The organism is Serratia sp. M24T3 (assembly GCF_000257645.1).
Lineage (GTDB): Bacteria > Pseudomonadota > Gammaproteobacteria > Enterobacterales > Enterobacteriaceae > Rouxiella.
The window spans coordinates 26,138-46,609 of the sequence record NZ_AJHJ01000039.1; the positions used below are offsets into that span (position 1 = coordinate 26,138).

General features: G+C 51.5%; 20 protein-coding genes. 17 read left to right on the forward strand and 3 right to left on the reverse strand.

Annotation, left to right across the window (positions count from 1 at the left end; translation table 11 throughout):
- Positions 1-15 precede the first annotated feature (15 nt).
- From SPM24T3_RS20765 to tatD, 10 genes are all read left to right on the forward strand, one after another.
- Positions 16-798, forward strand: a complete 783-nt coding sequence (locus tag SPM24T3_RS20765; RefSeq protein ID WP_009638790.1) for a tyrosine-protein phosphatase — start codon at positions 16-18, stop codon at positions 796-798.
- Positions 799-883: 85 nt separating this feature from the next.
- Positions 884-1,411 (forward strand): DedA family protein, encoded by a 528-nt coding sequence (locus tag SPM24T3_RS20770; protein WP_009638791.1) that lies wholly within the window; start codon positions 884-886, stop codon positions 1,409-1,411.
- Between the two features lie 149 nt (positions 1,412-1,560).
- A complete protein-coding gene (gene rmuC / locus SPM24T3_RS20775) occupies positions 1,561-3,153 on the forward strand; it encodes a DNA recombination protein RmuC (RefSeq protein WP_009638792.1) in 1,593 nt (530 codons plus the stop codon).
- Between the two features lie 137 nt (positions 3,154-3,290).
- Positions 3,291-4,064: a bifunctional demethylmenaquinone methyltransferase/2-methoxy-6-polyprenyl-1,4-benzoquinol methylase UbiE gene (ubiE, locus tag SPM24T3_RS20780; RefSeq protein WP_009638793.1), complete on the forward strand. Its 774-nt coding sequence runs from the start codon at positions 3,291-3,293 to the stop codon at positions 4,062-4,064.
- A gap of 13 nt (positions 4,065-4,077) precedes the next feature.
- Positions 4,078-4,686, forward strand: coding sequence for an SCP2 domain-containing protein (locus SPM24T3_RS20785; RefSeq protein ID WP_009638794.1), 609 nt, complete (start codon positions 4,078-4,080; stop codon positions 4,684-4,686).
- The gene (gene ubiB, locus SPM24T3_RS20790) at positions 4,686-6,326 is read left to right on the forward strand and encodes a ubiquinone biosynthesis regulatory protein kinase UbiB (RefSeq protein WP_009638795.1); all 1,641 of its coding nucleotides are present in this window, start codon (positions 4,686-4,688) and stop codon (positions 6,324-6,326) included. Before SPM24T3_RS20785 ends, ubiB begins: the two co-directional genes overlap by 1 nt.
- Before the next feature lie 76 nt (positions 6,327-6,402).
- Positions 6,403-6,672, forward strand: a complete 270-nt coding sequence (tatA, locus tag SPM24T3_RS20795) for a Sec-independent protein translocase subunit TatA (RefSeq protein ID WP_009638796.1) — start codon at positions 6,403-6,405, stop codon at positions 6,670-6,672.
- A gap of 3 nt (positions 6,673-6,675) precedes the next feature.
- Complete coding sequence (gene tatB / locus SPM24T3_RS20800; protein WP_009638797.1) at positions 6,676-7,362, forward strand: Sec-independent protein translocase protein TatB; 687 nt, start codon at positions 6,676-6,678, stop codon at positions 7,360-7,362.
- A 2-nt stretch (positions 7,363-7,364) separates the two neighbouring features.
- Positions 7,365-8,132 carry a Sec-independent protein translocase subunit TatC gene (tatC, locus tag SPM24T3_RS20805; protein ID WP_009638799.1) on the forward strand — a complete coding sequence of 256 codons (768 nt, stop codon included), beginning with the start codon at positions 7,365-7,367 and terminating at the stop codon, positions 8,130-8,132.
- A gap of 60 nt (positions 8,133-8,192) precedes the next feature.
- Positions 8,193-8,978 (forward strand): 3'-5' ssDNA/RNA exonuclease TatD, encoded by a 786-nt coding sequence (gene tatD, locus SPM24T3_RS20810; RefSeq protein WP_009638801.1) that lies wholly within the window; start codon positions 8,193-8,195, stop codon positions 8,976-8,978.
- A gap of 12 nt (positions 8,979-8,990) precedes the next feature.
- Here tatD and rfaH read toward each other — a convergent pair whose 3' ends face one another.
- The gene (rfaH, locus tag SPM24T3_RS20815; protein ID WP_009638802.1) at positions 8,991-9,479 is read right to left on the reverse strand and encodes a transcription/translation regulatory transformer protein RfaH; all 489 of its coding nucleotides are present in this window, start codon (positions 9,477-9,479) and stop codon (positions 8,991-8,993) included.
- Between the two features lie 127 nt (positions 9,480-9,606).
- Here rfaH and pepE point away from each other — a divergent pair, with 127 nt between their 5' ends.
- From pepE to fre, 3 genes are all read left to right on the forward strand, one after another.
- The gene (gene pepE, locus SPM24T3_RS20820; protein WP_009638803.1) at positions 9,607-10,332 is read left to right on the forward strand and encodes a dipeptidase PepE; all 726 of its coding nucleotides are present in this window, start codon (positions 9,607-9,609) and stop codon (positions 10,330-10,332) included.
- 125 nt (positions 10,333-10,457) lie between these two features.
- Positions 10,458-11,951 carry a 4-hydroxy-3-polyprenylbenzoate decarboxylase gene (gene ubiD / locus SPM24T3_RS20825; RefSeq protein WP_009638804.1) on the forward strand — a complete coding sequence of 498 codons (1,494 nt, stop codon included), beginning with the start codon at positions 10,458-10,460 and terminating at the stop codon, positions 11,949-11,951.
- Between the two features lie 91 nt (positions 11,952-12,042).
- Complete coding sequence (gene fre / locus SPM24T3_RS20830) at positions 12,043-12,744, forward strand: NAD(P)H-flavin reductase (RefSeq protein WP_009638805.1); 702 nt, start codon at positions 12,043-12,045, stop codon at positions 12,742-12,744.
- Between the two features lie 59 nt (positions 12,745-12,803).
- Here fre and fadA read toward each other — a convergent pair whose 3' ends face one another.
- Both fadA and fadB read right to left on the reverse strand, forming a co-directional pair.
- Positions 12,804-13,967, reverse strand: coding sequence for an acetyl-CoA C-acyltransferase FadA (gene fadA, locus SPM24T3_RS20835; protein WP_009638806.1), 1,164 nt, complete (start codon positions 13,965-13,967; stop codon positions 12,804-12,806).
- A gap of 11 nt (positions 13,968-13,978) precedes the next feature.
- Complete coding sequence (gene fadB, locus SPM24T3_RS20840) at positions 13,979-16,168, reverse strand: fatty acid oxidation complex subunit alpha FadB (protein ID WP_009638807.1); 2,190 nt, start codon at positions 16,166-16,168, stop codon at positions 13,979-13,981.
- Between the two features lie 200 nt (positions 16,169-16,368).
- Here fadB and pepQ point away from each other — a divergent pair, with 200 nt between their 5' ends.
- From pepQ to hemG, 4 genes are read left to right on the forward strand one after another with little or no spacing between them, the layout of a single operon-like run.
- Entirely contained in the window at positions 16,369-17,700 is a 1,332-nt protein-coding gene (gene pepQ, locus SPM24T3_RS20845; protein WP_009638808.1) for a Xaa-Pro dipeptidase, read from the forward strand.
- A complete protein-coding gene (locus SPM24T3_RS20850; protein WP_009638809.1) occupies positions 17,700-18,308 on the forward strand; it encodes an IMPACT family protein in 609 nt (202 codons plus the stop codon). The genes pepQ and SPM24T3_RS20850 overlap by 1 nt, the downstream gene beginning before the upstream one ends.
- A gap of 40 nt (positions 18,309-18,348) precedes the next feature.
- Positions 18,349-19,800 (forward strand): Trk system potassium transporter TrkH, encoded by a 1,452-nt coding sequence (gene trkH, locus SPM24T3_RS20855; protein ID WP_009638810.1) that lies wholly within the window; start codon positions 18,349-18,351, stop codon positions 19,798-19,800.
- A gap of 26 nt (positions 19,801-19,826) precedes the next feature.
- Complete coding sequence (gene hemG / locus SPM24T3_RS20860; protein ID WP_009638812.1) at positions 19,827-20,360, forward strand: menaquinone-dependent protoporphyrinogen IX dehydrogenase; 534 nt, start codon at positions 19,827-19,829, stop codon at positions 20,358-20,360.
- The last annotated feature ends 112 nt before the right edge of the window (positions 20,361-20,472 follow it).

The window sequence follows — 20,472 nt, forward strand, 5'->3', positions numbered from 1 at the left end:
ATAATAAGAGACTCTATGACGGCAACTATTTTCCTGCACCCCTCGCTAACGCTTCTGGAAGGCGGCGTTAATTTTCGCGATCTTGGCGGTAATACCGTAGCTGATGGCCGACGCATCAAACGCGGTTGGCTTTACCGTTCAGGCGCGCTGGATAACCTGACCCAGCAGGATCAGCAGTTTCTGAGCAACATTCCGGTCAAATACATTCTCGACTATCGCGATGCCGATGAAGTCGCAGCCAAGCCCGATATTCTATGGGCCGGCTGCGAGTATCATCACGCGCCGGCGAATCCGCTGAGCCACGTGGTAAACGCTAATCTTGAAAGGCTGACGGCAGAAACTATCGCTGAATTTGATCCGCAGGAATTTATGCAGGAGCTTTATCGTCGTTTGCCATTTAATAACGATGCCTATAAAAAGCTGGTGGGTCTGTTATTGCAATCCGGAGGCGGTGCGCTGGTCCAGCATTGTGCGGTAGGCAAGGATCGCACCGGCATCGGATCAATGATCGTATTGCTGGCGCTGGGCGCTGACTGGAACACCATCAAAGAAGATTATTTACTGACCGAAACCACGCTGGCAACCTTCCGCGAGAACATGCTCGATAAACTCTCGGTAACCCTGCCACCAGAAGCACTGGAAAAGTTCAGCTATGTGCTTTCAGTCAAGGAACTGTTCATTGATACCGCGATAAACGCTATCACCAATCTCTATGGCAGCACGGATAACTGGTTGGAAAAAGAGTACGGTTTGACTGCCGAAGTGCGTGAAGAACTGCGAAGTCGTTATCTGGAATAAGCCCTCTGTTAAGGTTTGGTTGAGATAGCCTGCCTTTAAATATTGGAACATAGGTTTTTTTAGATTAGTAATAGAGGCGGTCTTTTTGAGCATCAACGAAGTTATTCAATACGTTACGGAGTTTGTACGCCAACATCAGACCTGGGCTGCACCGATCGCGTTTTTCCTCGCTTTTGGCGAGTCGCTGGCTTTCCTCTCTTTATTACTTCCAGCCACGGTGATCCTGCTGGGTGTAGGGGCATTGATTGGTGAAACGGGCATCCCTTTCTGGCCAATATTTGCCGGAGCTGCAGCCGGGGCATTTTTTGGCGACTGGCTGTCATATTGGATCGGTTCCCACTATCGCGACAGCGTGCCGCATATTTGGCCATTCAAAAAACATCCGCAAATGCTGGTACGTGGTCACGCATTTTTTGAACGCTGGGGGATGCCTGGTGCCTTTATTGGTCGCTTCTTTGGCCCATTACGTGCTGTTGTTCCGCTGGTGGCAGGAATTTGCGGAATGCCGCAACGCTACTTCCAGCTGGCAAACTTTACTTCGGCGCTGGTCTGGGGCTTTGGTATTTTGGCTCCGGGGGCGTTTGGCATTAAATGGCTTAGCCAATGGTTTTAATTAAATAGTAAATCCGCAGTAAAAGGCTATTGGGACCCGTTTTCTGGAAGACGTCTCGCAAAGTTTTGGCTGGCGATTTAAAAGCATCTGGACATCCATACAGTATGCATTTACCTTGACCCTCAAGAGACTTACACAGGGGAAAATCGGTGGATATCAGCATCATTTACGCGGTGGGTGCAGGTTTGATCGGCCTTTTACTGGGCTGGCTAATTGCCAGTATGCGCCAGCAGCAGGTGCAGGCAGACAGCGATACCCGCTATAAATTGCTTGAGCAGGCACAGGCACAACTAGCGAACGAGAAAGTTGCGTCGCAAAGTGATCTACTGCAGGCCAGGCAACAGCAACGTGAAAGCGAGCTGGAGCTGCGGACCTTGCACAGCGCTCAGGCGGCCAGTGCCGAAAAACTGCAGCTGCTGGCACATTGGCAAAACGAGTGTGAGCAGCTTAATCAGGAGCTGCGGGCCCAGCGTGAGGTTAACAGCGCGCAAGAGGCTGAACTGCGTGAAGTTGTGACTCGACTCGATGAAACAAGAATGGCCGCCGAAGAGAAACAGCGACTATTGATCAACAGTGAGCAGCGTCTGAATAGCCAGTTTGAAAATCTCGCCAACCGTATTTTTGAACAAACAGGCCGTCGTGCCGACGAACAAAACAAGCAAAGTCTCGACAAACTGCTGCTGCCACTGCGTGAGCAGCTCGACGGCTTTCGTCGTCAGGTGCAGGATAGCTTCGGTCAGGAAGCCCGCGAGCGACATACTCTGACCCACGAGATCCGCAGTCTTCAACAGTTAAATGCCCAAATGGCCCGCGAGGCGCTAAATCTAACCAAGGCGCTAAAGGGTGACAATAAAACCCAAGGCAACTGGGGCGAAGTGGTGCTGAGCCGGGTGCTCGAGGCTTCTGGCCTGCGCGAAGGGTATGAGTATCAAACACAGGTAAGTGTGCAGACTGAAAATAATAGTCGCATGCAGCCAGACGTAGTCGTGCGATTACCACAAAATAAGGACGTGGTAATTGATGCCAAGATGTCGCTGGTGGCATACGAGCGCTATTTCAACAGCGAGGACGATCTCGAACGTGAAGCGGCGCTAAACGAGCACATCACCTCTGTACGCGGACATATTCGCTTGCTGGGGCGCAAGGATTACCAACAGTTACCCGGCTTGCGAAGCCTCGATTATGTGCTGATGTTCATTCCCGTCGAACCCGCTTTTTTAGTCGCTATCGATCGCGAGCCTGAACTTATCAGCGAAGCGTTGAATCATAATATTATGCTGGTTAGCCCGACGACCTTACTCGTTGCTCTGCGTACTATCAGCAATCTGTGGCGCTATGAGCATCAGAGCCAGAACGCCAAACGCATTGCCGATCGCGCGGCACGGCTGTATGACAAACTCAGATTGTTCGTTGATGACATGCAGTCGATGGGGCAAAGTCTTGATAAGGCGCAGGCAAGTTATCGCCTTGCAATGAACAAACTTGCCCAAGGCCGTGGTAATCTTATCGGCCAGGTTGAAGGCTTTAGAGCATTGGGCGTTGAAGTAAAACGGCCTATTAGTCCGGCGCTTGCCGAGCAGGCTAGCGTGGAAGACGACCCAGATTATCAGCCCTCTTTAGATGACACAGAGGCTGAGAGTCAATTACGGGAGAGGGCGCATCTGTCGACCGAAACGGCCGCTTCAGACGATGAAGAGAGTCAGTCCGCTGACGCCGAGGCCGCTTCCTCAAAACATTTTTAATTTTTTTGCTCAGAGAGTGAACGATAATTCCGTACCTTGATCACCGCGTGCGGCGAGAATCGCATCGGTGATGGGGCTTTCCCCGGGGTTCTGGTACACTTTGCACCAGGCGATATACTGAATAAGCAGGCAGAAACATGGAAAAGCAGACGCAGGAAAATGTAGATTCACCAGAAACTACACACTTTGGATTTCGTACCGTAGCCAAAAACAACAAAGCAGAGATGGTAGCTGAAGTCTTTCACTCTGTGGCCGCGAAATATGACCTGATGAATGATCTGATGTCATTCGGTATTCATCGTATCTGGAAGCGTTATGCTATCGACTGTAGCGGCGTGCGCCGTGGGCAGCGCGTTTTAGATCTCGCAGGGGGTACTGGTGATTTGACCGCCAAGTTCTCTCGTCTGGTCGGTGAGCAGGGCGAGGTCGTGCTGGCCGACATTAATGATTCAATGCTGAAAATGGGCCGCGAAAAGCTGCGCAACAACGGCATCGTGGGTAATGTCAGCTACGTTCAGGCCAACGCCGAAGCACTGCCTTTCCCGGATAACTATTTTGACTGCATCACCATTTCTTTCGGCTTGCGTAACGTGACCGAAAAAGAAAAAGCGCTGCGCTCGATGTTCCGCGTGCTCAAGCCAGGCGGCCGACTGTTGGTGCTGGAATTCTCCAAGCCGCTGATCGCTCCGTTGAGCAAAGCCTACGACACTTATTCATTCCACATTTTGCCAAGAATTGGCGAGTTGGTGGCGCAGGATGCCGAAAGTTATCGCTATCTGGCAGAATCTATTCGTATGCATCCAGATCAGGAAACCCTCAAGGGTATGATGTCTGATGCAGGCTTTGAGAACGTGACTTATAACAACCTCACTGGTGGCATCGTTGCGCTGCATCGGGGTTTCAAGTTCTGATATGGAAATGCCGATGTTGTTGACTCCGTTATTGACCGCTGCCATTGAAACTGCCCTTAATCAGTTGCTGTTTAAGGATCGCAGTATGAAAGCCGCAAGGCTTCGTCTGGCTGGCAAAGTCTTGCGTATCGAGTTACAGGAACTGAGTTCACCGCTGACGCTAATCTTCAGTGAGCAAAAAATTGATGTATTGGGGCAGTGGGACGGCAGTGCAGATTGCACGGTTATTACTCGTCTCTCTACGCTGCGAAAACTACGTGACCGCCAACAGCTTGCTCCGCTTATTCGCAGCGGCGAGCTGAATGTCGAAGGTGACATTCAGGTTGTGCAACAATTCTCTGCATTGATGGATATGTCCGAGTGGGAGCCTGCCGAGTTGCTGGCACCTTACATCGGCGATATCGCCGCGCAGGGTATCAGCCAGGCCGTCGCGGGTGGTTTTCGTTTCCTGACCGCAGGCGTGAAAAAACATCAGGGCCAGATTGCACAGGCTCTTACCGAAGAGTGGAAACTTGCGCCGGGCGCGCTTGAGGCCGCCTGGTTTAATGATGAAGTTTCTGCCGTCGAGCGTCAGGCCAACGCGCTGGAAGCGCGCTTGAACAAACTACTGGGAGGGAATTAATGACTCCAGGTGAAATGCGTCGCCTGTATCTGATCATTCGGGTATTTCTAACTTATGGCCTCGATGAACTGATCCCCAAGATTAAACTGACGCTGCCTTTGAGACTCGGGCGCTATCTGTTCTTCTGGATCCCGTTCCGCCACAAAGACCAACAGCTTGGCACGCGTCTGCGTCTGGCCCTGGAGGAACTCGGGCCGGTATGGATCAAGTTTGGTCAGATGCTGTCAACCCGCCGCGACCTCTTTCCCCCACATGTTGCCGATCAACTTGCTTTGTTGCAGGATCACGTAGCGCCTTTCGATGGCGCGCTGGCACGCAAGCATATCGAGCTCGCGCTGGGCGGACCGATTGAAACCTGGTTTGATGATTTCGATCAAAATGCGCTGGCATCCGCTTCTATAGCTCAGGTACATACTGCCGTCCTGAAAGAGAATGGCAAGAAGGTCGTACTCAAGGTTATTCGCCCTGACATCATGCCAATCATCAAGGCGGATACTCGTCTGATGGCACGTCTGGCCGGATGGGTTTCTAAATTGCTGCCTGATGGCCGTCGTCTGCGCCCGCGTGAGGTGGTCAGAGAATACGAAAAAACGCTGCTGGACGAGCTGAATCTGCTGCGCGAAGCGGCTAACTCTATCCAACTGCGCAGAAATTTCGAGAATGACCCGGTGCTGTATGTTCCCGAAGTCTATTCTGATTACTGCCGCGAGCGTTTGCTGGTCATGGAGCGTATTTACGGTATCCCGATTTCAGACGTGGCTGCGCTTGAAAAGCAGGGTACCAATATGAAGATATTGGCCGAGCGCGGTGTTCAGGTGTTTTTCACTCAGGTATTCCGCGACAGCTTTTTCCATGCGGATATGCATCCAGGCAATATTTTTGTTAGCTATGAAACACCTGAAGATCCTTGCTACATAGCCATAGATTGCGGCATAGTTGGATCATTAAACAAAGCTGATAAACGTTATCTAGCCGAGAACTTTATTGCATTCTTCAACCGCGATTATCGTAAAGTTGCAGAGCTGCATGTTGATTCTGGTTGGGTTCCGCGTGATACCAACGTCGAAGAGTTCGAGTTCGCTATCCGTACCGTGTGTGAGCCGATTTTCGAAAAGCCGCTGGCAGAAATTTCCTTCGGTAATGTGTTATTAAATCTGTTTAATACCGCCAGACGTTTCAACATGCAGGTTCAACCACAGCTGGTTTTGCTGCAAAAAACCCTGCTCTATGTTGAAGGCCTTGGCAGGCAGCTTTATCCACAGCTAGATCTCTGGACCACGGCCAAGCCGTTCCTGGAAAGCTGGATAAAAGATCAAATTGGTTTACCGGCCATGGTGCGTGCCTTTAAAGATCGGGCGCCATTCTGGATTGAGAAACTCCCTGAGCTTCCTGAACTGGTATACGACAGCTTAAAACAGCAGCAGCTGATGCAGCACAATATTGAAAAGCTTACGCAGCGTATTGAAACGCAATCGGTGCGTGAAGTTCAATCCCAATATCTTTTAGGTATTGGCGCAGTGTTGTTGATTAGTGGTGCAGTTTTAATGGTGGGTAAAGTTGAAGTTTATCCCGCCTGGCTTATTGCTGCCGGAGTGGTCTCCTGGATTTTCGGATGGAAACGAACCAGTAAGACCGAGTAAGCCATAAAATCTATAATTGATGTTATGCGTCGTCTCTGCGACAACTGTTAATTCTTATTAAATTGAGGTGAATACCATGGGTGCATTTAGTCTTACGCACTGGCTGGTCATAGCGGTAATCGTGGTGCTGCTGTTTGGTACCAAAAAACTGCGTGGCCTCGGTAGCGATCTTGGCGCATCTATCAAGGGCTTTAAAAAAGCCATGAATGATGACGATGCGGCCAAGGCACGTAAAGAAAATGAAACAACCGGGTCTGATGCAGATTTTTCGGCCAAGTCAATTGATGCCACTAAGCCGGAAGTGAAAGCAGAAGAAACTAAGAGTCAAAACAAAGAGCAGGTATAAGCCGTGTTTGACATTGGGTTTAGTGAATTATTACTGGTGTTCGTTATTGGTTTGGTTGTCCTTGGACCAGAACGCTTACCTGTTGCGGTAAGAACTGTTGCAGGCTGGATCCGCACTTTGAGATCGATGGCTGCATCGGTGCAAAACGAGCTGAATCAAGAGTTCAAACTGCAAGAGTTGCAGGATAGCCTGAAGAAAGCTGAAGAAGCCGGATTGAAGAATTTATCTCCTGAAATCAAAGCATCCATTGATGATTTGAAAGAGGCGGCATCTTCTATGAAGCGCTCTATTCATGAGAATCTCAGCCCGGCCGACCAGGCAATAGCCGATGCTACTGAAGGAAACACCATTCATAATCCTGTGCTCAGGGATGCAGAAGCGCATCATGATGAAGGTATTTCTCCGGCATCTGCCGAACATGTAGCGGAATCACCGGCGGTAAGCCCGACTGCAGAACATGCAGCTTCGCCGGCTATGGCACCTTCGGCGGAACATACAGCGCAATCGACTGTTATCCCAGCGATGGAGCCTACTGTTACGCCGGTTGCTCAGCCGATGGCCAAGCCAGCGTCAGAACCTGCTGCTCAACCAAACGTTGCGTCTGCACCTGCCTCAAGGCCTGCGCCAGTGGTCGAAAACCAATCGGCGGTAAAACCTGCTCCTTCTTCACAAACAACGGGTGAACGCTAAACATGGCTGTTGACGATACACAACCGCTTATCAGCCATCTGATAGAACTGCGTAAGCGCCTGATGAACTCCATTATTTGTGTGATTGTGGTGTTTTTGGCTCTTGTTTACTTTGCCAATGATATTTACGACCTGGTTTCTGCTCCTCTAATCAAAGTCATGCCTGCGGGCGCGAGCATGATTGCAACGGATGTAGCTTCGCCGTTCTTCACGCCTATCAAACTGACCATGATTGTTTCGGTGTTTGTGTCTGCACCTTTCATCCTGTATCAGGTATGGGGTTTTGTCGCGCCAGCGCTGTACAAGCATGAACGCCGTCTGATGATGCCATTGCTGTTCTCAAGCTCGGCGCTGTTTTATCTCGGCATGGCTTTCGCGTATTTTCTGGTGTTTCCACTGGCGTTCGCGTTCTTTGCGAAAACAGCACCGGCAGGCGTAGAGATTGCTACCGACATCAATAAATACCTCGATTTTGTCATGACTATCTTCATGGCCTTCGGAGTGTCTTTTGAAGTGCCGATTGCGATTATCCTGCTGTGTTGGACCGGGGTCACTACCCCAGCCGACTTACGCAAGAAACGACCTTATGTTTTGGTCGGTGCTTTCGTTGTGGCGATGCTGCTGACTCCTCCGGACGTATTCTCGCAAACACTGTTGGCGATCCCGATGTACATCCTGTTTGAGATTGGTGTGTTCTGTGCCCGTTATTATGTCGGCAAAGGACGCAACGCAAACGCAGAGGATTCGGATACGGATTCCGATGAGCCGTAAGCGATAAGATTTAAATTTTAAAACCGCCCTGTTGGGCGGTTTCTGTTTTGAGAGAGCGCTATGTTTGAGATCGGCCTGAATTTAACCAGTAACCAATTTGACAAAGATCGCGCTGCGGTGGTTGAACGCGCAAGACAAGCAGGGTTGACCGGTATGTTGATTACCGGTACTTCGCTGGAAGAGAGTCAACAGGCTCAGGCGTTGGCGGCCGAATACGCTGATTTCTGCTGGTCGACAGCGGGTGTGCATCCACACCGGGCAAGCAGTTGGAATGCAGAAGTCGAGCAGGTGATACGGACTCTGGCCGCCGCGCCTGAGGTTGTTGCCATTGGTGAGTGTGGGCTGGATTTCAATCGTAACTTTTCTACGCCAGCCGAGCAGGAACTCGCTTTTACCGCTCAGCTGAGTCTGGCAGTCGAGCTGGATTTGCCGGTATTTCTGCACTGTCGCGATGCTCATCCCCGTTTTGCAGAGCTGCTTGAACCCTGGCTGCCACGCTTGCCCGGCGCAGTAGTACACTGCTTTACTGGTAGCCAGCAAGAGTTGGAACACTACCTTTCTCTCGGGCTTTCAATAGGTATAACCGGCTGGGTATGCGATGAACGTCGCGGGCTGGAGCTGCGTGAGATGCTGCCGTTAATTCCTGCTGAACGATTGCTATTGGAAACCGACGCGCCTTATCTGTTGCCCAGAGATATGGAAAACAAGCCGAAAAATCGTCGAAACGAACCTGGTTTCCTGCCACATATTGTCAGGCAAGTTGCCTTGTGGCGTGGCAAAGATGAAGACTCGGAATGGCTGGCAAGAGTAACCGACGAAAATGCCCGCCGGTTATTCAGGCTATAGGGAAAGAGTAACTCAGATTTTTTGGAACTCGGTGTTACAGATGCTTTGTTTCACCTGTTTGTTAAGTAGATTAAGCAACAGATGGGAGCGGCGTTCGCCGTCGGGTTCAGTATAAATAGCTTGTAACCCCTCAAATACGCCTTCAATAATCAGCACCTGGTCTCCCTCATGCGGTGTCTCGGGATCGCGGACACCGGTTGGCGGTTGATGTATTATCTGCTCGATAACATCCGAGTTTACCCTGGCAAGCTGGTGTCCAAAACGGACAAAGTGGCTAACACCGCGGGTGGCACTGATAGTCGTGGTATGAATTTTTTCAGGGTCAAATGCAATAAACATATAATTTGGAAACAGAGGTTCATCTGCCATGGTCCGGCGGCCACGCACCATTTTTTCCAACTTGATCGTCGGTACTAAACATTGAACGTTTTGACGCTCGAGATGTTCCTGGGCGCGAACATGTTGACCTCGTTTGCAATACAGTAAGTACCAGCTTTCCATTTTTCGTTTTTCCTCGTGACTAACACGTTGAGAATAACAAAAGCTTTAAGGGATAAATAGCCGTTGTAAGGTCCCTCACCACCAGTGATGTTAACATTCAGATTAATAGATATCTTCGGAGAAAAATATGGAGTTGTTCCTACTTAGCAACGGTAAGCTTTCAAGCGACAGCCAACCTTTGGGCTATGCCCATGAGCAGATCAAGGCGACGTTTAAGGCGCGAAACATTACTTCGGCGGTTTTAATCCCCTATGCATTGCTGCGCAGCGACTACGACGCAAAGGCTTTGGAGCTAGAGCAGGCGTTGGGTATCAAGGTGGGCAGTATCCATCATGCGGGCGTTCCTTCTGAAGCCATCGAGCAGGCTCAGTGTATTCTGGTCAGCGGTGGCAACACCTGGATGCTGAATCAGATGCTGCATGAAAAAGGTCTGATTATTCCTGTTCAACGCGCTGTGCGTGAACGTGAAGTGACTTATATCGGCTGGAGTGCGGGCTGTAATGTAGCGACGCCAAGTATTCGAACAACTAATGATATGCCAGTGCGTAACTCGGTGGTGCTGCCTGCTTTAGGGCTGTTCCCGGTACAAATCAATCCACATTATATTGACGCGCATATCAGTGGTCACATGGGTGAAACCCGCGATGAACGCATTGCAGAATTTTGTGCGGTTAATCCGAGCGAGTCTGTAGTAGCGCTGCGTGAAGGCAGCATGTTGCATGTATCAGGTAACGATCTACGCTATTACAGCGCCAGAAATGAAGGCTTTAAAGTGTTCCGCCATGGCCATGAGACGCAGGAATATCAGGACACACAAGCTCTTGCCAGTCTTGTTCCGTTCAACTGCTGCTAATGATTGAAAAGTCTGTTGGTCGCTGATTTTTGGTTCAATAAAATTGAAAAAAGCAGCCATGGCGTCCGACAGGCTTTATACTGCCTCCTAAATTCGGTAACAAAACTTATAATGACGTGCCTCGTATGAAATATCGTGACCTGCGTGACTTCCTGTCTTTGCTTGAAAAGCGGGGTGATCTTAAACGTATTACCCAGACTGTAGATCCCTATCTTGAAATGACCGAAATTGCCGATCGTACCTTGCGTGCGGGCGGCCCGGCGTTGCTTTTTGAAAATCCAAAAGGCTATGACATGCCGGTTCTGTGCAATCTGTTCGGCACACCCGAGCGAGTTGCCATGGGGATGGGTCAGGAAGACGTTAGCGCCCTGCGCGACGTGGGTGAACTGCTGGCATTTCTTAAAGAGCCTGAACCGCCGCGTGGGTTCCGTGATTTCTACGACAAGATGCCGAAATTCAAGCAAGTGCTGAATATGCCGACCAAGTGTCTGAGTTCTGCCCCTTGTCAGGAACAGATTTGGCAAGGCGAAGATGTTGATCTGGGTCGTATTCCGGTGATGCACTGCTGGCCTGAAGATGCTGCGCCGCTTATCACCTGGGGTCTGACCGTTACTCGTGGGCCACACAAGCCACGTCAGAATCTGGGGATTTATCGCCAGCAGGTGTTAGGCAAGAACAAACTGATCATGCGCTGGTTGTCTCATCGCGGCGGTGCGCTGGACTTCCAGGAGTGGTGTCAGCAGAATCCCGGCAAACGTTTCCCGGTTTCTGTCGCGCTGGGTGCCGATCCGGCAACTATTCTTGGTGCGGTAACACCGGTTCCTGACACGCTTTCTGAATATGCGTTTGCTGGTTTATTGCGCGGCAATAAAACCGAAGTAGTCAAATGCATCTCCAATGACCTCGAGGTCCCTGCCAGTGCGGAAATCGTGCTCGAAGGTTATATCGAGCCGGGCGAAATGGCACCGGAAGGCCCTTACGGCGACCACACGGGCTACTATAATGAAATAGATAGCTTTCCGGTTTTCACCGTGACACACATTACCCAGCGCAAAGACGCTATTTATCATTCGACATTTACTGGCCGCCCGCCGGATGAACCTGCGGTACTGGGATTGGCGCTAAATGAAGTCTTTGTGCCTATCCTTAAAAAGCAATTTCCGGAGATCGTCGATTTTTATCTGCCGCCAGAAGGATGCTCCTACCGTTTGGCCGTTGTGACCATGAAGAAGCAGTATGCCGGTCACGCCAAGCGCGTCATGATGGGCGTCTGGTCATTCCTGCGGCAGTTTATGTACACCAAATTTGTTATTGTGTGTGACGATGACATTAACGCACGCGACTGGAAAGACGTGATTTGGGCGATTACCACCCGTATGGATCCGGCGCGCGATACCGTTCTGGTCGAAAACACGCCGATCGATTATCTGGATTTTGCCTCTCCGGTTTCCGGTTTGGGTTCCAAGATGGGTATGGATGCGACCAACAAATGGCCGGGCGAAACGCAGCGCGAGTGGGGACGACCTATTGTGATGGACCCTAAAGTGCGCGATCGTGTTGATGCTATCTGGGATGAGCTGGACGTATTCAGCAATAAAAAGCCCGGCAACGGTAAATAATTAAAATTACTATCGACTGGTAAATGAGGTTGTGGTTTATAGCCGGCCAAGTTTACCATCCGTGTAGATTGATGACCCTCAGAGGGAACGCATGACAATAATGAGCTGTAAAGTGTCCTCAGTTGAGGCCATAACCGACACCGTATATCGGGTTCGCCTGCAACCTGAAGTCTCCTTTTCATTTCGTGCCGGTCAATATCTGATGGTCGTGATGGATGAGCGTGACAAACGTCCGTTTTCCATCGCCTCTGTGCCTTCAGAGAAAAATTATCTTGAATTGCACATTGGTGCCTCTGAGATGAACCTGTATGCAATGGCCGTGATGGATCGTATTTTGAAAGAGCAAACGATCAATGTCGATTTGCCGCACGGCGATGCCTGGCTGCGCGAAGACAGCGATCGTCCTTTGGTACTGATTGCTGGCGGCACTGGTTTCTCTTACGTACGTTCGATTTTGGTTACCGAGTTGGCGCAGCATCCAGATCGAGATATCTCTATCTACTGGGGCGGCCGCGAGCTTAAACACTTGTATGATTTAGGCGAGTTGGAAGCATTGAGCGTGGTACACCCGAATTTGAAAGTGATACCGGTAGTCGAGCAGTTCGAAGACGGCTGGCAGGGTAGAAGCGGTAACGTGTTGAGCGCGGTATTACAAGATTTTGAATCACTGAGCGAACATGACATTTATATCGCTGGTCGTTTTGAAATGGCTAAAGTTGCCCGCGAGCGTTTCTGCGCCGAGCGCGGTGCGGTGGAAGATCGTATGTTTGGCGATGCTTTTGCCTTTATCTAAATTTGTTAAAGAGAAAGCGGGTATCAAGCCCGCTTTCTCTTATATGCAAACTTCTCCCGCTAAACCCTCTCAAAGACCGTCGCAATCCCCTGACCTAAACCGATACACATGGTCGCTACGCCAAACTGCACATCTTTACGCTCCATCAGGTTCAGCAACGTAGTAGAGATTCGCGCGCCTGAGCAGCCCAGTGGATGACCCAGAGCGATAGCGCCGCCGTTGAGATTCACTTTGTCTTCCATACTTTCCAGCAACCCGAGATCTTTGATACACGGCAGCGACTGGGCGGCAAAGGCTTCGTTAAGTTCGAACAGGCCGATATCCTCAACGGAAAGGCCAGCTCGTTTCAATGCCAGCTGCGTCGCGGGTACTGGGCCATAGCCCATAATCGACGGATCGCAGCCAACAACCGCCATAGAGCGAATTTTTGCTCGAGCTTTCAGACCCAGCGATTTTGCACGCGATTCACTCATGATAAGCATCGCCGACGCGCCGTCAGACAGGGCCGACGAGCTACCGGCAGTCACTGTGCCGTTGACCGGATCGAACGCCGGGCGCAGTGCCGAAAGCCCTTCGACAGTGGTTTCGGGGCGGATCACCTCGTCATAATTCAGACTAAACAAACCCCCATCAGAATCATGGCCATAAGTCGGCACAATCTCGTTGGCAAAATATCCCGCTACCGTCGCCGCGTGAGCGCGCTGGTGGGAGCGGGCAGCAAACTGATCCTGCATTTCGCGGCTGATATGATGCATTTTGGCCAACATCTCGGCGGTCAGCCCCATCATTCCGGCCGCTTTTGCCACGGTGCGGCTCAGGCCCGGATGAAAATCAACTCCGTGACTCATCGGCACATGCCCCATGTGCTCAACGCCACCGATCAGGCTGATATCGGCATCGCCGACCATAATTGTGCGTGCTGCATCATGCAAAGCCTGCATCGAAGAGCCACACAGCCGGTTAACCGTGACTGCCGGAACGCTATGCGGGATCTCTGCCAGCAGCGCGGCATTGCGCGCTACGTTAAAACCCTGCTCCAGCGTTTGTTGCACACAGCCCCAGTAGATATCGTCGATTTCTTTGGCATCAAACCCTGGATTGCGCGAGAGCACGGCGCGCATCAGGTGCGCGGATAAATCTTCGGCGCGGACGTTGCGAAAAGCCCCACCTTTGGAGCGGCCCATTGGCGTGCGGACCGCATCAATAATGACTACATTTTCCATGATTTCGGTCCTTATGCCTGACGGCCAGTGTTAAGCTCAGCCAGCGGTTCGGCCTGCGGATAATAGCTTTCGTTGGTTTCTGCCTTGCGGCGCAAACCGGCAGGTACCTCATACATTGGGCCAAGATGAGCGTATTGCTCGGTCATTGCGAGATAGTTGGCGCTGCCAATCTTGTCCAGATAACGGAAAGCGCCGCCGTGGAATGGCGGGAAGCCAATGCCGTAGACCAACGCCATATCGGCTTCCGCAGGACTGGCAATAATCTTTTCCTCCAGACAGCGGACAACTTCATTGATCATCGGGATCATCATTCGGGCGATAATTTCTTCCGGGTTGAAGTTTGTCAGTTTTATGTCTGTCGCTGCCAACAGTGTGGCAACTTTGGGGTCCTGCTCTTTACGCGGCTTGCCTTTGCTGTCTTCACTGTAGCGATAAAAACCGTGCTGATTTTTTTGACCAAAGCGTTCGGCGTCAAACAGAATATCCACGGCGTCGCGATAGTCCTTTGCCATCCGATCCGGGAAGCCGTTGGCCATCACCGCTTGAGCATGGTGGGCGGTATCGATGCCAACCACGTCGAGCAGATAAGCCGGGCCCATCGGCCAGCCAAACTGTTTCTCCATAACTTTATCAATCTGGGCGAAATCAGCGCCGTCACGTACCAACAGGCTAAATCCGGCGAAGTAGGGGAACAGCACGCGGTTGACGAAAAATCCTGGACAATCGTTGACCACGATAGGCGTTTTACCCATCGCCGAAGCGTAAGCCACGATGCGCGACAGAGTTTGATCTGACGTTTTGCTGCCGCGAATAATCTCGACCAGCGGCATCCGATGCACCGGATTAAAAAAATGCATCCCGCAGAAGTTTTCCGGGCGCTTAAGCGCGGCAGCCAACGTATCGATAGGAATGGTTGAGGTGTTAGACGCGAGTATCGCGTCGCTGTCGAGCAGCGCTTCAGCCTCGGCCAGCACCGCCGCTTTAATCTTTGGATTCTCGACCACGGCTTCGACGACGATTTGCGCGCGTTCAAGGCCGCTGTAATTGAGTGTCGGCTGAATAGTAGACAGGATCTGTGCCATCTTCAGGCCGCTAACTTTGCCGCGCTCCAGCTGTTTGTTGAGTAGTTTAGAGGCTTCGTTAATGCCGAGATGCAGCGATTTGTCGTTGATATCCTTCATAATAACCGGCACACCTTTCAGCGCCGATTGATAAGCAATGCCGCCGCCCATAATCCCCGCGCCTAACACTGCCGCCTGTTCAGGCTTGCCATTGTTGCCCGCCAGTTTTTTGGCTTTGCTTTTAATGAACTGGTCGTTCAGGAAGATACCGACCAGAGCATGGGCTTCATGGGACTGGGCGAGGGAGACAAAGCTGGGAGTTTCCAGCGCCAGAGCCTCATCGCGTCCTAATTTCGCCGCTGCTTCGATGGTTTTCACTGCGGTCATTGGGGCCGGATAATGTTTGCCTGCGGTTTGCAGCACCATCCCTTTTGCTACACTGAAACTCATCGCCGCTTCGATAGGGCTGAGTTTTAATGGCAACAGTTTCGGACGGCGAGCGGCTTTCCAGTCAAGCTTGCCTTCAATCGCCTGACGCAGAGTAGCCAGGGCAGACTCATGCAGTTTATCTACGCTGACAACCGCGTCGACCAGGCCGATTTTCAGTGCTTCGCTGCCGCTGACATCTTTACCTGCGGCGATAATCTCAAGCGCGCTGTCGGCGCCTAGCAGTCGAGGCAAACGTACTGAACCGCCGAAGCCGGGCATAATCCCCAGTTTTGTTTCGGGTAGGCCGATGCGAGTGTCTGGCGTAGCAATACGGAAATCGGTCGCGAGCACACATTCGCAACCGCCGCCCAGCGCGTATCCGCTGATCGCCGAGACGGTCGGTACGGGTAAATCTTCCAGGCGATTAAAAATGCTGTTGGCAAAGCCCAGCCAGTCATGCAGTTTTTCAGCCGGTGCAGTAAACAGCGATAAAAACTCGTTGATGTCTGCGCCGACAATAAATGCCGATTTGGCCGAGCTCAGTAACAGCCCTTTGAGTTCAGTTTGTTGTTCAAGCACGGTAATTGCTTCGCCCAGGCTTGCTACAGTCTGGGTGTCTAGCTTGTTGACGGAGCCTGGAGCAGCAAACACCAGCTCGGCAATGCCGTCTTCGAGCCAGTGCAGGTGTAATGTTTCGCCTTGATAAAGCATGTGTCTCTCCTGAATCATCGGTGATGATCTGGTATGACCAGATGAATGGAGTGTGGTTTTGATGTTAATGAAATGCAAACGGACTGATTGATATTTGCTGACAAGATCACAAAGCCAGCGGGGCTACGAGCGACGGTTGGCTGTGATAAGATGCGGCATCGTTTTGCATTAATCGTATGAATCCAGTAAAGGACAGGTCGATGGAATCTCTCTCTACACTTTATAAAGAACATATCGCTGTTTTACAGGCGCGTGCGCTGGAAATACTGCAACGCAATCAACTCGATGCTCTGCTGATTCACTCCGGTGAGCTGCTGGGCACTTTTCTCGACGACTATAATTATCCGTTCAAGGTCAATCCGCAGTTCAAGGCCTGGGTGCCTGTCACGCAGGTTCCAAACTGCTGGCTGTGGGTGGATGGCGTCAATGCTCCGAAACTGTGGTTCTATTCGCCGGTTGACTACTGGCACAGCGTCGAGCCGCTACCAGACTCATTCTGGACGCAAGACGTTCAGGTGCTGCCGCTGGCCAAACCTGACGACATCAGAAAACAGCTGCCTGCCGATTTGTCTCGCGTTGCCTATATTGGTTACGCTCAGGGGCGGGCGCTGGAGTTGGGGATCTCTGCCGACCATCTGAATCCGAAAGCGGTACTCGACTATCTTCACTATCATCGGGCGTACAAGACCGGTTATGAAGTGGCTTGCATGCGTGAAGCGCAAAAGCTGGCAGTCAGCGGGCATCGCGCGGCGAAAGAAGCTTTCTTGTCCGGCATGAGCGAATTCGACATCAGCATGGCGTACCTTACCGCCACCGGCCATCGCGAAACTGAGGTGCCCTACGGCAATATCGTTGCTTTGAACGAACACGCCGCTGTTTTGCACTACACCACCTTGCAGCATCAGCCGCCTGCCGAAATACGCAGCTTCCTGATTGATGCCGGTGCCGAGTACAACGGTTACGCAGCCGACCTTACCCGCACCTATTCTGCGAAAAGTGACAACGATTTTGCTGCTCTGGTTAAAGATTTAAACAACGAACAGCAGGCACTGATCGGTACTATCAAGCCGGGTGTGCGTTATACCGATTATCATGTGCAGATGCATCAGCGGATCGCGCGTATCCTCAAGGCGCACGAAATTATTGTTGATATCAGTGAAGAGGCAATGGTCGAACAGGATTTGACGGGGCCCTTCCTGCCGCACGGGCTGGGGCATCCGCTGGGCCTGCAGGTGCATGACGTCGGTGGATTCCAGCAGGATGAAAACGGCACACACCTCGCCGCGCCGTCACAATATCCTTATCTGCGCTGTACCCGCATCATTCAGCCAGGCATGGTGTTGACGATTGAACCCGGTATCTACTTTATCGAATCGTTGCTGGCACCGTGGCGCGAAGGCAAGTTCAGCAAGCACTTTGACTGGGACAAGATTGAAGCATTGAAGCTGTTTGGTGGCATCCGCATCGAAGACAATATTGTTATTCACGACAACCGTGTTGAAAACATGACTCGTGACCTGAAACTGGCCTGATGCAGCCTTATCCTGTCCCCGCTCAATCGATCGAGATAAGCGAAGAAATAAAGAAGAGTCGTTTCATTACCCTGCTGGCACCTACGGCAGGGGTTGAGGCGGCCAAGGCGTTTGTCCAGCAGGTAAAAGTTCAGCATCCTGCGGCGCGGCACCATTGCTGGGCATTTGTCGCCGGTCCGCCGAATGATTCGCAGCAGTTGGGGTTTTCTGATGACGGAGAACCCGCGGGCACGGCGGGTAAACCGATCCTCGGTCAGTTGATGGGCAGTGGGATAGGTGAGATAACCGCCGTGGTAGTTCGCTATTATGGCGGCATTAAGTTAGGCACCGGGGGATTGGTTCGCGCCTACGGTAATGGCGTTCAGCTGGCATTGGCCCAGTTGCCGGTGATAGAAAAAGTGCCGCAGGCTGAATTTTTGCTGCAGTGCGATTACGCGCAGATCTCGCTGGTCGAAACGTTATTGCAGCAGGTCGGTGGCAGCATAGTGCAGAGTGAGTACGGCGCAGCGGTGGATCTTCGTCTCACGCTGCCCGCCCTGAGTGCGGCAGAAATAGCGGATCGGCTCTTTAATCAGAGTCGTGGTTCGTTGGTTCTGCAGCCCGTTTGATTAATTTTTTTGCAATTTATCTGCTGAGGAACGCGCCAGCATGCATTTCCGTGCCATAACCCGCATTGTCGGGGTGCTCGTCATTCTATTCTCGGGAACTATGATTATTCCCGGATTAGTGGCTTTAATTTACAGAGACGGGGCCGGGCGCGCGTTCAGTGAGACGTTTTTCGTTGCGCTGGCCATCGGGCTATTGCTTTGGGTCCCCAACCGAAAACAGCGTAGCGAGCTAAAACCTCGTGAAGGCTTCCTGATCGTGGTGCTGTTCTGGACCGTGCTGGGCAGCGTCGGTGCCTTGCCGTTTTTATTCTCCGAGCGTCCGCATCTGGGAGTAACCGACGCCTTCTTTGAATCTTTCTCCGGGTTGACGACGACCGGCGCTACGACGCTGGTGGGGCTAGACAGCCTGCCGCACGCGATCCTGTTCTATCGGCAGATGCTGCAATGGTTTGGCGGTATGGGGATCATTGTGCTGGCAGTGGCGATTCTTCCTATCCTTGGGGTAGGGGGGATGCAGCTTTATCGCGCCGAGATGCCTGGTCCGCTAAAAGATCACAAGATGCGGCCGCGTATTGCCGAGACGGCTAAAACACTGTGGTTCATCTATATATTATTGACTATCCTTTGTGCGCTTTGCCTTTGGGGCGCGGGGATGTCGGCTTTCGACGCCATTGGGCATAGCTTCTCAACTATTGCGCTGGGCGGTTTCTCAACCCATGACGCCAGCGTCGGTTATTTCCATAGCGGCACTATCAACACCATCATCGCTGTGTTCCTGCTGATCTCCGGCTGTAATTACGGCCTGCATTTCGCGATGTTCAGCGGCCGAAATCTTAAAGTCTATTGGCGCGACCCGGAATTTCGCATGTTTATCAGCGTGCAGCTGACGTTGGTAGTGGTGTGTACCTCGGTGCTGTGGCTGCATGATATTTACACCTCAGGCCTGGAAACGCTGAATCAGGCCTTCTTCCAGGTGGTATCAATGGCGACTACGGCGGGATACACCACAGACAGTATTTCTAAATGGCCGCTGTTCCTGCCTATTCTCCTGCTATGTTCTGCCTTTATTGGTGGCTGCGCAGGGTCGACCGGTGGTGGGCTCAAGGTGATCCGTATTCTGTTGCTTTACCTGCAAGGGTCGCGCGAGCTGAAACGTCTGGTCCATCCGAACGCGGTTTACACCATCAAGCTGGGCAATCGTGCATTGCCGGAACGGATCATTGAAGCGGTATGGGGTTTCTTCTCTGCCTATGCGCTGGTGTTTATTGTCAGCATGCTGGCTATCGTGGCGACGGGCGTAGACAACTTCTCGGCGTTTGCCGCAGTAACGGCAACACTTAATAACCTCGGGCCGGGTCTGGGCGTGGTAGCAGACAACTTTCAGTCTATGAATCATGTCGCGAAATGGATATTGATCGTGACTATGCTGTTTGGTCGTCTGGAAGTGTTTACCCTGTTAGTACTGTTTACGCCTACCTTCTGGAAAGAGTAGTCATCATTAATTAGAAAGGAGAGCAGATGAAAGCCCTGGTACTTTACTCGAGCCGTGATGGACAAACGCACGCTATCGCTTCTTATATAGGTAATGCAATTAAAGAAGAAGGCGAGTGCGATGTAATGGATTTGCAAGATGCGGGCAATATTGATTTGGCCCGCTACGGTAAGGTGATGATTGGCGCTTCTATTCGCTATGGCCACTTCTCTCCGCTGCTCGACAAGTTTGTTAAGCGCCATGTTAATCTGCTCAATGCGATGCCCTCGGCTTTCTTCTCGGTTAACCTCACTGCGCGTAAGCCTGAAAAGCGAACTCCGCAAACCAATGTCTATACCAGCAAGTTCCTTTTGGCTACGCCCTGGAAGCCAACATTGTGCAATGTGTTCGCCGGAGCACTGCGTTATCCACGATACGGCTGGTTTGATCGTGTGATGATTCAGCTAATTATGCGTATGACCGGCGGTGAAACGGATTCCAGTAAAGAAGTTGAGTACACAGACTGGGAACAGGTGAAGCAGTTTGCTGTAGATTTTGGCAAATTACCGGTCAAAAAATAGCAATAACGGCGTGTTTAACGGCGGTTTGGTGAAAAAAGAAACACTCGGAAAGTTTTTTCGAAAAAGGGGTTGCGGCCTTCTGAGAACTCCCTATAATGCGCCTCCACTGACT